General features: G+C 71.8%; 15 protein-coding genes. 2 read left to right on the forward strand and 13 right to left on the reverse strand.

Going from position 1 to position 14,067, the window contains the following annotated elements; all coding sequences use genetic code 11:
- Window positions 1-103 precede the first annotated feature (103 nt).
- From ABT158_RS08605 to ABT158_RS08615, 3 genes are all read right to left on the reverse strand, one after another.
- Entirely contained in the window at window positions 104-298 is a 195-nt protein-coding gene (locus ABT158_RS08605; RefSeq protein ID WP_026214481.1) for a hypothetical protein, read from the reverse strand.
- Between the two features lie 190 nt (window positions 299-488).
- Entirely contained in the window at window positions 489-797 is a 309-nt protein-coding gene (locus tag ABT158_RS08610; RefSeq protein ID WP_352324815.1) for an acylphosphatase, read from the reverse strand.
- On the reverse strand, window positions 794-1,696 hold the full coding sequence (locus ABT158_RS08615; RefSeq protein ID WP_352352146.1) for a LysR family transcriptional regulator: 903 nt from the start codon (window positions 1,694-1,696) through the stop codon (window positions 794-796). Before ABT158_RS08615 ends, ABT158_RS08610 begins: the two co-directional genes overlap by 4 nt.
- 93 nt (window positions 1,697-1,789) lie before the next feature.
- Here ABT158_RS08615 and ABT158_RS08620 point away from each other — a divergent pair, with 93 nt between their 5' ends.
- On the forward strand, window positions 1,790-2,944 hold the full coding sequence (locus ABT158_RS08620; protein WP_352352147.1) for an MFS transporter: 1,155 nt from the start codon (window positions 1,790-1,792) through the stop codon (window positions 2,942-2,944).
- Here ABT158_RS08620 and mutM read toward each other — a convergent pair.
- The 8 genes from mutM to ABT158_RS08660 form a co-directional block, all read right to left on the reverse strand.
- Window positions 2,892-3,737, reverse strand: coding sequence for a bifunctional DNA-formamidopyrimidine glycosylase/DNA-(apurinic or apyrimidinic site) lyase (mutM, locus tag ABT158_RS08625; RefSeq protein WP_352352148.1), 846 nt, complete (start codon window positions 3,735-3,737; stop codon window positions 2,892-2,894). The genes ABT158_RS08620 and mutM overlap by 53 nt on opposite strands.
- Before the next feature lie 108 nt (window positions 3,738-3,845).
- On the reverse strand, window positions 3,846-4,565 hold the full coding sequence (gene rnc, locus ABT158_RS08630; RefSeq protein WP_352352349.1) for a ribonuclease III: 720 nt from the start codon (window positions 4,563-4,565) through the stop codon (window positions 3,846-3,848).
- Window positions 4,566-4,820: 255 nt separating this feature from the next.
- Window positions 4,821-5,000 carry a 50S ribosomal protein L32 gene (gene rpmF / locus ABT158_RS08635; protein ID WP_033409409.1) on the reverse strand — a complete coding sequence of 60 codons (180 nt, stop codon included), beginning with the start codon at window positions 4,998-5,000 and terminating at the stop codon, window positions 4,821-4,823.
- A 1-nt stretch (window position 5,001) separates the two neighbouring features.
- Window positions 5,002-5,571 (reverse strand): YceD family protein, encoded by a 570-nt coding sequence (locus tag ABT158_RS08640; protein WP_397172433.1) that lies wholly within the window; start codon window positions 5,569-5,571, stop codon window positions 5,002-5,004.
- 54 nt (window positions 5,572-5,625) lie between these two features.
- Entirely contained in the window at window positions 5,626-6,102 is a 477-nt protein-coding gene (coaD, locus tag ABT158_RS08645) for a pantetheine-phosphate adenylyltransferase (RefSeq protein ID WP_352324821.1), read from the reverse strand.
- 14 nt (window positions 6,103-6,116) lie between these two features.
- Complete coding sequence (rsmD, locus tag ABT158_RS08650; protein WP_352352150.1) at window positions 6,117-6,683, reverse strand: 16S rRNA (guanine(966)-N(2))-methyltransferase RsmD; 567 nt, start codon at window positions 6,681-6,683, stop codon at window positions 6,117-6,119.
- Window positions 6,684-7,080: 397 nt separating this feature from the next.
- Window positions 7,081-9,261, reverse strand: a complete 2,181-nt coding sequence (gene recG, locus ABT158_RS08655; RefSeq protein WP_352352151.1) for an ATP-dependent DNA helicase RecG — start codon at window positions 9,259-9,261, stop codon at window positions 7,081-7,083.
- A gap of 146 nt (window positions 9,262-9,407) precedes the next feature.
- Window positions 9,408-10,952, reverse strand: a complete 1,545-nt coding sequence (locus ABT158_RS08660; protein ID WP_352352152.1) for a DAK2 domain-containing protein — start codon at window positions 10,950-10,952, stop codon at window positions 9,408-9,410.
- A 199-nt stretch (window positions 10,953-11,151) separates the two neighbouring features.
- Here ABT158_RS08660 and rpmB point away from each other — a divergent pair, with 199 nt between their 5' ends.
- Window positions 11,152-11,337, forward strand: a complete 186-nt coding sequence (gene rpmB, locus ABT158_RS08665; RefSeq protein ID WP_043618345.1) for a 50S ribosomal protein L28 — start codon at window positions 11,152-11,154, stop codon at window positions 11,335-11,337.
- A gap of 103 nt (window positions 11,338-11,440) precedes the next feature.
- Here the strand turns inward: rpmB and thiD are convergent, their stop codons facing one another.
- Both thiD and ABT158_RS08675 read right to left on the reverse strand, forming a co-directional pair.
- Window positions 11,441-12,238: a bifunctional hydroxymethylpyrimidine kinase/phosphomethylpyrimidine kinase gene (gene thiD, locus ABT158_RS08670; RefSeq protein WP_352352153.1), complete on the reverse strand. Its 798-nt coding sequence runs from the start codon at window positions 12,236-12,238 to the stop codon at window positions 11,441-11,443.
- Between the two features lie 30 nt (window positions 12,239-12,268).
- The gene (locus ABT158_RS08675) at window positions 12,269-14,020 is read right to left on the reverse strand and encodes a hypothetical protein (RefSeq protein WP_352352154.1); all 1,752 of its coding nucleotides are present in this window, start codon (window positions 14,018-14,020) and stop codon (window positions 12,269-12,271) included.
- Between the last annotated feature and the right edge of the window lie 47 nt (window positions 14,021-14,067).

The following is a 14,067-nucleotide window of genomic DNA, read 5'->3' on the forward strand; positions in this document are numbered from 1 at the left end:
GGCCGCCACTCGTGGGCATGTCGATGACCAGCGCTTTTTCACCAGGGAAAATAACAAGGGACGCCTCTTCGAGACGTCCCTGGGTCTTGCGCTCCGATCACTCTCAGGTGAGTGCCGGCTCGCGCTCCTGCAAGCGACTGAGCGCTTCGTCGCGGGTTTGCGCCGCAAGAGCGTCATTCGTGGCCTGAAGTCGGATGAGTTCTGCCTCCAGATCCCGGATACGCTGCTGCAAGCGGCGCATCTCCGAGACCATCCGAGGGTCAGGACCGCCGACGTGGCCGAGTAGAGCCTTCGCCATGGTAAAGGGTCCTCCACGCTGAGTGACCAGACTGGTTCGCGCACTTCTATTCCGCGGGAGGGGTGCGCGTGGTACTTAACAAGAGTCGCACCGGCAGTGTGGGCGGTCAAGTCGATCCAACCGCAACGCCCTACTGATAGGCACTCCCGACATACAACTATACCCCATTTGGGCCGTTTAGCAAAAGCGACTACCGCTCTACAAAACCGCCCAAACTACCTCGGGGTTCGCTCCATCGTTCCACTACTCCATCGACCCTTCCCGGCGTGTCGCAACCTTTGAGCAGCTCCAACAGCTTGACGCACGCCTCCCGTGGGCCCTCGGCGACGACCTCGACCCGGCCGTCGTCGGTGTTCCGCGCCCAGCCGGTCAGGCCGAGTTCCAACGCCCTCGCGCGCGTCCACCACCGGAAGCCCACCCCCTGGACCCTCCCCCGCACCCAGGCGGTTACTCGGACGTTTTCCGAACCTTTGTCGCCATTACTCTTCGTATCCGTCATGCCGCCACCGTCTCATGCCGCCGTACGACTTCCATGGCCAACTCGTTGAAGGCCAGGATCGAGGCCGTGCGTCCGGCGCGCAGCCAGGCCAGGCCCAGGATCGACGGAGGCAGGCCGTCGACCGGCACGAACGCGATGTCGGGACGGCGATGGTGGTCGGCGCTCGGCTTGCAGAAGAGCATGCCGCCGCGGTTCAGCGCGACCTGCGTCAGGCCCTCCTGGGTGGTGGCCACCGAGCCCGCCCGCGCGATCGGCCGCCCGGACGGGGTGAGGGTGGGGGCGATGTGCTCCTGCCAGCGGCGCGGCGCCGGGTCGTCGAGGCCGAACAGCGCGACCGAGGCCAGCTCCTCGGCGTCGAGGACGGCGCGGGCGGCCAGCGGGTGGCGTACCGACAGCCCCAGCTCGACCGGGCAGTGGTTCAGCTCGGCGCCGCCCTCCAGGTCGGGCTCCTCCAGCGGCAGCAGCGTGAACGTCAGATCCACCCGCCCCTCGCGCAGCTTGCTGAACGGGTCGGAGAGCGGCACCTCGACCAGCTCGACCATGCAGCCGGGATACCGCCGCTCGAACGCCGCCACGCTGCCGGTGACGATCTCGGTCGGCGTGGCCAGGAACCCCACCCGCAGCAGGCCCGCCACCTCCCGCGCCGAGGCCGTCGCTCGCGACACGGCCGCCGCCATGCCGTCGTAGGCGGGCCGCAGGTCGGCCAGGAAACGCCGGCCGAGCGGCGTCAGGCGCACCCGCCTGCTGGTGCGGTCGAACAGGCGGCCGCCGATCCGGGTCTCCAGCGACCCGATGAGCTGGCTCACCCGGCCGGGCGACAGATACAGGCGCTCGGCCGTACGCGCGAAGTGCAGCTCCTCGCTCAGCACGACGAAGCACTCCAGTTCCCTGAACTCCATGCCACTCCCCGGACGCGATCGCTTAGCCTGCCTAAAGCAAGGCTTCGAGCTTCGTCATTGTTCCGCCCCCGGCCGATGAGGAGGCTGAACGGCATGACGACTCTTGAGACCTCCACTGTCGCGCGGGCCCGCTGGCTCGCCGTCCTCGCGGTCGCGGTGGGCACCTTCACCATCGTGACCAGCGAGATGTTGCCCGTCGGCCTGTTGACCTCGATCGCCGCCGACTTGGGCGTGTCCGACGGCACCGCCGGGCTGATGGTGTCGCTGCCGGGGCTGGTCGCGGCCGTCTCGGCCCCCGTGCTGGCCCTGGCCACCCGGCGGCTGGACCGGCGCGTCCCCCTGCTCGGCCTGATGGCGTTGCTCGCGGTGGCCAACCTGGCGGCGGCGTTCGCGACGAGCTTCCCCGTCATGCTGGGCGCGCGGGTGCTGACCGGGATCAGCATCGGCGGCTTCTGGGCCTTCGCCGCCGGGCTGGGCCTGCGGCTGGTGCCCGAGCGCTCGGTGGGCAGGGCCACGTCGGTGATCCTCGGCGGCGTGTCGGTGGCCTCGGTGCTCGGCGTGCCGGCGGGCACGCTCGTCGCCTCGGCGGCGGGGTGGCGCACGTCGTTCGCGGTGATGGGCGGGCTGGCGCTGGTGCTGCTCGGGCTGCTGGCCGCCGTGCTGCCGCCGATGCCCGGCGAGGACGCCTCGGGCGGCTCCCGCGCGCCGCTGCCGGGGGCGCTGCGGGTCGTGCTGGCGGCGACCGTGCTGATCATCACCGGGCACTTCGCGGCCTACACCTACGTCCGGCCGTTCCTGGAGCAGGTCGCGGACGCCGGCCCCGGCCTGGTCAGCGTCGCCCTGCTGGTGTACGGCGCGGCCGGCGTCGTCGGCAACTTCGTCGCGGGCGCCAGGGCGGCCCGCAACCCCAAGCCGGTGCTGATCGTCCTGGCCCTGCTCATCGCCGTCTCCACGGCGGCGCTGGCGCTGGTCGGGCTGCCCCTGGTCATGCTCGTCGTGTGGGGTCTCGGTTACGGCGGCGTCGGCGTGGCGCTACAGCTGTGGATCATGCGCTCGGGCGGGGGCGAGCTGGGCACCGCGCTGTTCGTGGGGGCGTTCAACGTCTCGATCGCGCTCGGCTCGTTCGTCGGCGGCCGGGTGGTGGACGGCGTGTCGATCTCGTCGGTGATGTGGCTGGGCGCCGCGCTGGCGCTGCTCACCGCGGCTTTCGCTGGCATTTGGGGCAGGAGTACGACGACCGGTTCATGAACGCCTCCCGCCGGATGGGCGTGCCGCAGCGCGAGCACGGCAGGTCGCGGCGGCCGTAGACCTCCAGCGAACGGTCGAAGTAGCCGCTCTCGCCGTTGACGTTGACGTAGAGGCTGTCGAAGGAGGTGCCGCCCTGCTGGAGGGCGGCGCCCATCACCGTGCGCACGCCGGCCAGCAGCTCGGCGATCTTCGGACGGCTGAGCGTCTCGGTGGGACGGGCCCAGTGGAGCCGGGCGATCCACAACGCCTCGTCGGCGTAGATGTTGCCGACGCCGCTGATCAGCGACTGGTCCAGCAGCGCCCGCTTGATCTCGGTGCGCCTGGCCCTGAGCCGGCGGGTGAACTCGGCCTCGTCGAACGACGCCTCGAACGGGTCGGGCGCGATGTGCGCGATCGGCGCGGGCACGCCGTCGACGAGCGGGGTCAGCATGACGTGGCCGAACGTGCGCTGGTCGACGAAGCGCAGGTCGGGGCCGCCGTCCTCGAAGCGGAGGCGGACGCGCAGGTGTTTCTCGGGGGGCGTCTGCGGATCGACGACGAGCAGCTGGCCGCTCATGCCCAGATGGGCCAACAGGGCCTCCTCGCCGCCCGACAGGGGCAGCCACAGGTATTTGCCGCGGCGCTCGGCCGACAACACCGTACGGCCCTTCAGGCGGGCGGTGAACTCGTCGGCCCCGGGGACGTGCCGCCTGATCGCGCGCGGGTGGAGCACCTCCGCGGCGGCGATCTCGCGGCCGACGACCCATTGCGCCAGGCCGCGCCTGACGACCTCGACCTCTGGCAGCTCAGGCACCGTGCACCAACCGTCCTCTCGACTTCCCCGGCCGCAGGGCATGCCGCGGCGGGGACGGATCCGCAGTCACAACGCCGGACGCGGGGCGGGGCTTCCCGTGGGCCGGGGTCAGCTGGCGGGCTGGCTCTGGCGCTGCTCGCGGCGGGCCCGGATGCGCGTCCAGGCCGCCTCGGCCGCCTGCTGCTCGGCCTCCTTCTTGCTGCGCCCGCTGCCCGAGCCGTAGGACTCGCCGCCCACGCGCACCATGGCCGTGAACGACTTGGCGTGGTCGGGGCCGCTCTCCTCGACGTGGTACTCGGGCACGCCGAGCGCCTCGGAGGCGGTGAGCTCCTGCAGGGACGTCTTCCAGTCGAGCCCCGCGCCCAGCGACGCCGAGCGCACGATCAGCGGGTCGAACAGCAGGTGGACGACCCGGAACGCCTCGTCGAGGCCCTTGTCCACGTAGATCGCGCCGATCAGCGCCTCCAGCGTGTCGGCCAGGATCGAGGACTTGTCGCGCCCGCCGGTGCCCTCCTCGCCCCTGCCGAGCCGCAGGAAGCGGCCGAGGCCCAGGTTGCGGGCGACGTCGGCCAGCGCGCGCATGTTGACCACGGCGGCGCGCAGCTTGGCAAGCTGCCCCTCGGGCAGGTCGGGGTGGTTGCGGTAGAGGGTGTCGGTGACCACGAGACCCAGCACCGAGTCGCCGAGGAACTCCAGGCGCTCGTTGGTGGGCAGGCCGCCGTTCTCGTACGCGTAGGAGCGGTGCGTCAGCGCCCGCTCGAGGATGTCGGGGTCGAGGCCGACGACCAGGACCCGCTGCAGCTCTTCCCTGGCGACCTCCACGGCCACCGGCTTAGGACCTGCGCCCACGTGTTTCCTCCTCGGACATCTTCACAAGGCGGCCGCGGAAGATGCCCGAAAACGTGGTGGGCGTCGGGGTAACGTGTAGCCCCGGCGTCCACCACGGCCGCGGGCGAACCGCCGCCGTACGCATCTACAGACGTTAACGCCGACCGAGGCACAATGGCACCCGGTCGGCATCACGTCAACTGCTGACGGTGAAACCCGCCCCGAACCTGACGGGCGGGCCTGCTGTCAGTGTGATCAGGCGGACGGCTCGATGACCTGACGACGGTTGTAGGTGCCGCAGGTGGGGCACGCGATGTGCGGCTGCTTGGGCGAACGGCACTGCGGGCAGCTCACCAGGGCGACAGCAGTCGTCTTCCACTGGGAGCGACGGGCGCGGGTGTTGCTCCGCGACATCTTTCGCTTCGGGACGGCCACGTCACTTCTCCTGATCGTTATCGTTCTCGGAAACCAGACCTTGCAACGACGCCCAGCGGGCATCGATCTTCTCGTGCCGGTGATCGGCGCCGGCTTCGGCCAGCTTGATCCCGCACTCCGTGCAGAGCCCCTCGCAGTCCTCGCGGCACACGGGGCTCAGCGGCAGTGCGAGCACCACCGCGTCACGGAACGTCGGCTCGAGGTCGAGCAGCTCTCCGTCGAGCAGTGAGTCGTCCTCCGAGGCGTCCTCGTCGGAGTAGAAGAACAGCTCCTGCAGATCGACCTCGATGTCCGAGGTGATCGGGTCAAGGCACCGCGCGCACTCCCCGGCGAGCGGGGCGTGCGCCGTGCCCGAGACGAGCACGCCTTCCATCACTGCTTCGAGCCGGAGGTCCAGCTCGACTTCGGCGTCTTTGGGGACACCGATCATGTCGACGCCGAGGTTAGCCGGTGCCGGAAGGGACAGGGTCATCTGCCGCATCGTGCCCGGTCGCTTCCCCAGATCATGAGTGGAGAGCACCCAAGGGGAGCGGGGGTCGAGGTGCTGAGTCATCCTGCTCTCGCTAGGCATGGCGAAGACGCTCGCCGTCGTACAAGGCCGAAATGAAAGGATACCAGGTCGCGGTCAGCCCCTGAGACGCTCGATGAGCAGCTTGTGCACCAGGTCAGGGACCAGGCCGGACACGTCGCCACCATACCGCGCGATCTCCTTGACCCGGCTGGAGGACAGGAAGGAGTACTCGGGATTGGTGGGCATGAAGAGCGTCTCGACGCCCGACAGACGGTAGTTGAGCTGGGCCATCTGCAGCTCGTAGTCGAAGTCGCTGACGACCCTGATGCCCTTGACGATGGCGGGGATGTCGTTGTGCTTGCAGAAGTCCACCAGCAGGCCGTGGAACTTCTGCACCTTGACGTTGGGGTACTCCTTCGTCACGGTCTGAAGGATCTCGATCCGTTCGTCGACCGTGAACAGGCTGCTCTTCTCGATGTTGATGAGGACCGCCACGACCACCTCGTCGTACAGGCGGGCCGACCGGCCGATGATGTCGAGGTGGCCATTGGTGATGGGGTCGAACGACCCCGGGCAGACAACGCGGCGCAAGACGCCTCCCAGGTCTACGGGTTCCCGGCGGCGCGACCGTACCAAACGGACGCTTCGCCGTATCTACGGACCCTCTCCTCAACATAACCTTCCGGCCACATCAGGGACTTTCCCCTCGTTTCCCGCTCGAATGCCACCAGCCCCTCGTCCATCAGCCAGCCGTTGTCGCGCAGCAGCTCCAGGACCCGCGTGACCTCGCCGTCACCCAGCGCGTACGGCGGATCGGCGAAGACGATGTCGTACGGCTCCTCCGGCGGCCTGGCCAGGACCCGCTCGACCTTGTCGGCCACCAGCTCGGCGCCTTCCAGGCCGAGCGACTGGATGTTGGCCCTGATCGTCCGGATCGCCTTGGCGTCGGACTCGACGAGCAGCGCGTGGGCCGCGCCCCTGGACAGCGACTCCAGGCCCACGGCGCCGGAACCGGCGTACAGGTCGAGCACGCGGGCCTCGCGCAGGCCGTACAGGGAGTCGAGGGTCAAGAAGATGCCTTCCCTGGCCCTGTCGCTGGTCGGCCTCGTGCCCCGCCCCGGCGGCACGGCCAACCGCCGCCCACCCGCGCTCCCCGCGATGATCCGAGTCATAAGGCCCATTGTTCCGCATGTTCGCCCAGGTCAAGAGTGGACAAGTGTCGGCCTCGACTGCGCAAGGGTGATTCACATCGGCCGGATCTGCCCGCATGATGAGTCTGCGGCCTTCAAGGTGACCCACATGAAGGCCGACCGGCGTGATCGTGAGCCCTTCCGCACGCCGGTTCCCTCGGCACCTGACCCGAGGGTGGGCCCAGCCGGGGACGGCATTCGGGGGGAGGCCGTCCCCGCGGCTGGGGCCTTTGACTTCTTCTTTTTTCATGGCTTCGCGTGGTCTTCCCACTCGCCTTACTTCGGCTGATGGCCCTCCATGTAACGGCCTCTGACCCTTCACCGGCTCGCCGCCGTCACGCGAGCCTTCGTTGACCGGCTCCGTGGTTCTCCTGGGCCCTCACGTCTTCTCCAGGTACTCCGCCTTCTCGTCCTCCAGGAGGCGGGCTATCTCGGCGCGCAAGCCCTCATGGTGGGCCAGTTCGGGGTCGTCCGACAGGAGCTTTGCGGCTTCGTCCCGCGCTGCTGAGATGACGTCTTCGTCGCGCAGCAGCTGCAGGAGCTTCAGCGAGCTGCGCTTGCCCGACTGGGCCGCCCCCAGGACGTCGCCCTCGCGGCGCTGCTCCAGGTCGACGCGGGACAGCTCGAAGCCGTCGAGCGTGGCGGCCACCGCGTCGAGGCGGGCGCGGGCCGGGGTGCCCTCGGGGAAGTCGGAGACCAGCAGGCACAGGCCGGGCAGGCCGCCCCGGCCCACCCGTCCGCGCAGCTGGTGGAGCTGGGAGACGCCGAAGCGGTCGGCGTCCATGATGATCATCACTGAGGAGTTGGGCACGTCGACGCCCACCTCGATGACGGTGGTGGCGATCAGCACGTCGATCTCGCCCTTGGTGAAGGAGCGCATGATCGCGTCCTTCTCCTCCGGCGGGAGCTTGCCGTGCAGGGTGCCGACCCGCAGGTCCTGGAACGGGCCCTGGGTGAGCAGCTCGGCGACCTCCAGCACGGCCAGCGGCGGACGCCGGTCGTCGTCGCCCCCCGTCGCCGCCAGGTCGCCCTCGTCGCCCTCCAGGTCGCCGATCCGCGGGCACACGATGTACGCCTGCCTGCCCAGCTCCACCTCCTCGCGCACCCGCTGCCAGGTGCGTTCGAGATAGTGGGGCTTCTCGGCGGCCGGCACGACGTGCGTGGTGATGGGCGCGCGCCCCGACGGTAGCTGCGACAGCGTCGAGACCTCCAGGTCGCCGAAGACCGTCATGGCGACCGTGCGCGGGATCGGGGTCGCGGTCATCACCAGCACGTGCGGACGGCCCCCGCCCGCCTTCTCCCGCAACGCGTCACGCTGCTCCACGCCGAAGCGGTGCTGCTCGTCGACCACGACCAGCCCCAGGTCGGCGAACTGCACGTGCTCCTGGAGCAGGGCGTGCGTGCCGACCACGATGCCCGCCGTGCCCGAGGCCGCGTCGAGCAGCGCCGCACGCCGCGCCGCCGCGCCCATCGAGCCCGTCAGCAGCGTGACCGCCGTGCCGCCGAACATGCCGCCCTGGGCCAGCTCGCCCAGCATGTTCGTGATCGAGCGGTGGTGCTGCTGGGCCAGCACCTCCGTCGGGGCCAGCAGCGCGGCCTGGCCGCCCGCGTCGACCACCTGGAGCATCGCGCGCAGCGCCACGACCGTCTTGCCCGCGCCCACCTCGCCCTGCAGCAGCCGGTGCATCGGGTGCTCCAGCGCCAGGTCGGCCGCGATCTCCTCCCCCACCTGCGCCTGCCCCTCGGTGAGCGAGAACGGCAGCCGCCCGTCGAAGTCGGCCAGCATGCCGTCGGCACGCCTCGGACGCGGCCTGGCCGGCCACGCCGTGGCCGCCTGGCGGCGCTGGAGCAGCACCGCCTGCAGCACGAACGCCTCGTCGAACTTCAGCCGCTTGCGCGCCCGGCCCACGTCGGCGAGGTCCTTCGGCCGGTGGATGGCCACCAGCGCATCGGCGAGCGGCTGGAGGCCGTGCCTGGCCCGCAGGTCGGCGGGCAGCGGGTCGTCGAGCGGGCCCAGCGTGTCGAGCACCACGCCGACCGCCCGGCGGATGGCCCACGGCGTGACGTCCTTGCCCGCCGGGTAGATCGGCACCGGCGCGGACGCGAACTCCTCGGCGCTCGCCTCGGCCTCCTCCTCGAACAGCTCGAACTCGGGGTGCGAGAGCTGCCAGCGCGGCTTGGAGCGCGCCCCGAACAGCCCCACCTTGCCGGCGAACATGCCGCGCCGCCCCGGCTTGAGCCGCGACTCGGCCACGTGGGAGCCCTTGCCGAAGAACGCCAGGTAGATGCGGTTGCCGTTGCCGTCGACGACCTCGGCCTCCAGCCACGTGCCGCCGCGGTTGCGCATGGGCTTGCGCATCAGCCTGGTCACCTCGCCCACCACGGTGACGTGCTCGTCGACCTCCAGCGCGTCGAGCGAGGTCAGCTCGCCGCGCTCGGCGTAGCGGCGCGGGTAGTGGCGCAGCAGGTCGCCGACCGTCTCCAGGCCGAGCACGCTGTGCAGCAGCTTGGCGGTCTTCGGGTCGAGCGCTTTGGTCAGGGGCTCGTCGAAACGGCTCACGGGATCCAGTTCTACCGCCTGCGGCCGACAGGAATCCCGCACCGGGCCCCGGAGTCGCCCGCGGAAGAGGTCCGCGCCGGGCCTGGGAGTCGCCTGAGGGAGGGGGCCGCGCCGGGCCTGGGAGTCGCCGGGAGGGGGCCGCGCCGCTACTCGACGCCGATCAGCAGCGGGTAGCCGCCCTGCTCGCCGTCGTAGACGACCAGGTCGACGTCCGGCCGCGTGCGCCGCAGGTGGTCCTCCAGCCGGACGGCCAGCCGTTCGGGCAGGTCGGAGCCCGTGACCAGGGTCACCAGCTCGCCGCCGCCGGCCACCATCCTGTCGATGATCAGCCTCGCCACGCGCTCCAGGTCGTCGCCGATCACCGCCACGTCCCCGTCGATCAGGCCCAGCACGTCGCCCGGCCGGCACACGCCCGCGCTGGTGAACGCCTCCCTGTCCGCCACCGCCAGATGTCCGTACCTGGTGTGGCCGGCGGCGTCCGTCATGGCCACCACGTCGTCGTCGAACCGGCGCAGCGGGTCGTGCACGGCCAGCGCCGACAACCCCTGCACGGTCGCCCTGGTCGGCAGGACGCTGACGGCCACGCCGTCCTCGCGGGCGATCTCCGCCGCCGCGACGGCGACCGCGAGGACGCCCTCGTCGTTCGGCAGCACGGCCACCTCGGCGCCCGCCTGCCTGATCGCGGCCAGCAGCTCGGGCAGCGCGGGCCGGGTGCCGGGCGCGCGGCGCACCACGACCGCGCCGCACTCCTCGAACAGCGCCGCGATCCCGTCGCCGGCCGCCACCGCCACCACGCCCCTGCCCGCCCTGCCCCGGTGCGTGCGCTCGGCCAGGTAGGTGATCCTGACCCGGTGCGGACGTCCCGCCCGCAGCCCCGCCTCCACGGCCGCCCCCGCGTCGGCCACGTGCACGTGCACGTTCCACAGGCCCTCGCCGCCCACCACGACCAGCGACTCGCCCATGGCGTCGAGCTCGTCGCGCAGCGCGGCCACCGCGCGCTCGTCGGCGTCCAGCAGGTACATCACCTCGTAGCCGGCGCCCACCTCGGTCATCGGCGTGACCCGCCCGGTCGGCGCCGGCACGTCGTAGTGGTCGCTGTAGGAGTCGGTGAGCACGGCGGCCAGGGTCTCCAGCACGATCGCCGCCCCCGCGCCGCCCGCGTCCACGACCCCGCTGCGGGCCAGCACGTCGAGCTGCCCCGGCGTGCGGCGCACCGCCGCCCGCGCCTCCCGTGCCGCCTGCCGCGCCACCTCGCCCGCGTCGCCGTCGGCGTCCCGGGCGGCCCGGGCGGCCGACTCCAGCACGGTCAGCACCGTGCCCTCGACCGGCCTGGCCACCGCCTCCCTGGCCAGCGTGGCCGCCCTGAGCAGGCCGGCGCGCAGGTCGGAGCCGTCCTTGAGCACCTCGGCCAGCCCGCGCAGCGCCTGGCTGACGATGACCCCCGAGTTGCCGTGCGCCCCGACCAGCGCCCCGTAGGCGAGCGTCTGCCACACCACGGCCGCGTCGACGTCGTCGGGCAGGGACTCGACGGCCTCGGCCGCCGACAGCATGGTCAGGTGCAGGTTCGTGCCGGTGTCGCCGTCGGCCACGGGGAACACGTTGAGTGCGTCGATCTCCGGTCTCGCCCGGCCGAGGGCGTCGGCGGCCAGGCGGGCCCAGCGGCGCACCGCGGGCGGGTCGAGAGCCTTCATCTGCGCTCCTTCGACCTCCCCGCATGCGCTACCTTGTTGGAGGAGAATATCCCCGCACCGGCCACCGTCCAGTGCTCTGGTTCGCGCCCAATGGTGTGGATCAGATATTCTCGTCTGGCTGGCCGGTTGTCCCGGCATGCCCTCCGCCCGGAAAGCATCAGCGGACAGGGCTACATCGACTGTTATAAGGAGCGATACCGTGGCTTCCGTCTGCGATGTCTGCCGCAAGGGGCCGACCTTCGGCAACAACGTGTCCCACTCGCACCGCCGTACCCGTCGCCGTTGGAACCCCAACATCCAGACGGTCCGCGCGGTCGTCGGCGGCACGCCGAAGAAGCTGAACGTGTGCACCTCGTGCATCAAGGCGGGCAAGGTCACCCGCTAGTTCTCGTCTTTCGCGAAGCCCGCCGCTCCTGATCACTGGAGCGGCGGGCTTTCGTCGTGCCCGCCGCCCTGGCCCGCCCCCGCCGCGGGACGGGCTCAGGGGGTCAGCGCCAGCGCCAGGCGTGGTCCACCGGGCCGATGCCGGAGCCCAGGGGGAAGCCGCGGGCGATCGCGCCCGTCACGTACTCCTTGGCCTTCCCCACCGCCGTCGGGACGTCGTCGCCGAGCGCGAGCCGGGAGGCCAGGGCCGAGGCCAGGGTGCAGCCCGTGCCGTGCGTGTGACGGTTGTCCAGGCGTTCGGCGGCGAAGCGGTGCTCGGTCGTGCCGTCGGTCAGGAGGTCGACGGGGGCGCCGGGCAGATGGCCGCCCTTGATGAGGGCCCAGGACGGCCCCAGCGCGAGCACGGCGTCGGCGGCCCTGCGCAGGTCGTCCTCGTCCTCGACCTTGACCGAGGTGAGCTGCTCCACCTCCCACAGGTTCGGCGTCACGACCGTGGCCACGGGCAGCAGGCGCGTCCTGAGCGTGTCGACGGCCTCGGGCGCGAGCAGCGAGTCGCCGTGCTTGGACACCCCGACGGGATCGACCACCACCGGCGCGTCATAGGCCCCCAGCACCTCGGCCACCGTCTCCACCAGCACCGGCGAGGCCAGCATGCCGGTCTTGACGGCCTGCGCCCCGATGTCGCCCAGCACGGAGTCGAGCTGCGCGCGCACGGCCTCGGGCGGCAGCTCCCAGTAGCCCTGGACGCCCAGCGAGTTCTGGGCCGTGACGGCGGCGATCACGCTCATGCCGTGCACGCCCATCGCCATCATGGTCTTCAGGTCGGCCTGGATGCCCGCGCCGCCTCCCGAGTCGGAGCCCGCGACGGTCAGCACACGTGGAGGGGTCGTCATGAACCCCATCCAACCACCCGACCGGCACCAAACAGGCACTCAGCCGATCGCGCACTCCCCGCCGACCAGCCCGCACGAGCCCGGCTCCTGCGCCTTCCCGGTCGCCGAGTACGTGACGCTCACCGAGTCCCCGGCGGCCAGCGAGCCCGACAGGTCGATGATCAGCAGGTCGCCGTCCTGCGTCCAGGAGCCGCCGTTCACGTCCATGACGCGGCCCTCGACGGGGAGGGAGAAGGTGGCGTCCGCCAGCGGGGCCGGCGACTGGTTGGTGACGCGCAGCGTGGCCGAGTACGAGGTGAGCCGCTGCTTGACCGTCTGCCGCACGTTGACCGAGCCACCGCTGCCGCCGCTGCCGCCGTACCCGGACGTGGCGGTGGCCGCGGGCGCGGGGCTGCTGCCCACCGTGGGGACGACGCCGGTGTCGGAGTTGCCCAGGGACGTGCCGTCGTCGGTCGGGGTCTCGGAGATCGTCTCCTCGGCCGGCGGCTCCGGCTGCCGCGTCGGCTTGGCAGAGGCCTTCGTCCGCGTCCTGGTGGGCGTGGGGGTGGGGGCCGTGCTGCGGCGCGGGGCGCGGTTGCCGACCGTGGGGGCGGTGGTCGTCGGGGCGTCGGAGGGCGTGCTCGTCTCCTCGTCCTCCGTCGGCTCCTCGGAGGGCTCTTCCTCCTCGGTGCCGGGGTCGGAGACCGCGGCGGTCGAGGGGCTGGTGCTGGTGTGGACGGCGGCGCAGCTCGCGTCCGCGCACTTGCCGGGGTCGCCCGAGGAGCTCATGAGCTTCACCCCGGCGACCGTGCCGCCGAGCACGACGGCCACGGCGGCGACCGACAGCAGCGCCAGGCGGCCCCTGCCCTTGCCGCTGCCGCCGCCGGCAGGCGGGTTCAGGTCGTCGTCGTCGCCACCGCCGCCGCCCCTGGACGACTTGCGCCGGCCGCCGCGACGACGGCCACGGGACTCGCCGGACTCGTCCAGGTCGTCGAGGTCCTGGTCGGAGGACCAGCCCGAACGCAGGAAGCCGGACTCGGCCTCCGCCCAGGCGGGGGTGTGCGCGGCGGTCGGCTCCCCTGCCACCTTCACGTCACCGGGCTCCGGCGGCCTGGCGTGGAAAGCGGTGTCGGACCCGCCGGGCACGTCGAACCTGGCGGTGCTTCCGGACTCCGGCACGTCGAACCTGGCGGTGCCACCGGGTCCGGGCAGGTCGAACCTGGCCGTGCCGCCCGGCTCCTGGGCGTCGAAGGGGCCGGTGTTCCTGCCCTGCCTGTCGAACGGGCCGCTGTCAGGGCCCTGGGCGTCGAACGGGCCGGTGTTCCGCCGGGGGGCGTCGAAGGGGCCCGGGGTGCGGCCGGAGGCGTCGAAGCTCGGCGGCGGCCCGAAGGCGGACGTGGCGTCGGGCTGGGACGAGGGGCCGACGGCGTCCCAGTCGGCCGGGCGGGCGAACGCGCCCGTCACCTCGAACGGGCCGGCCCCGTTCGGCTCGGGGTAGGGAGACCCGGAGAACTGGGGGCCGTTCGGCGGCGGAAAGGGGCCGGAGGGGGCCTCGGACGGCGGGAACCCCGGGGCGGCGTCGGCGGGCACGGCGAAGGCCCCCGTGGTCTCGAACGGCTCGGGCTGCCTGCCGCTGCGCTGCGGCGGGCCGTCCTCGCGGCGCGGCATCGGGGCCCACTGCCCCGTCACCTCGACCTGGTCGGGCAACGCCGGCCAGCCCGGCGCCTCGGCCGGGTCGTCGGGACCCCAGAAAGCGCTGCCGTTCCCCCGTTCATCCCCATCGTCGGATCCACCGGTGCCGTGGCGGCCCATGGCTGCCCTTTCTCGCGGTTACAGTGGCCGCCAATCTTCATAACACC

The sequence above is a fragment of the Nonomuraea sp. NPDC001636 genome, assembly GCF_040298265.1.
Classification (GTDB): Bacteria; Actinomycetota; Actinomycetes; order Streptosporangiales; family Streptosporangiaceae; genus Nonomuraea.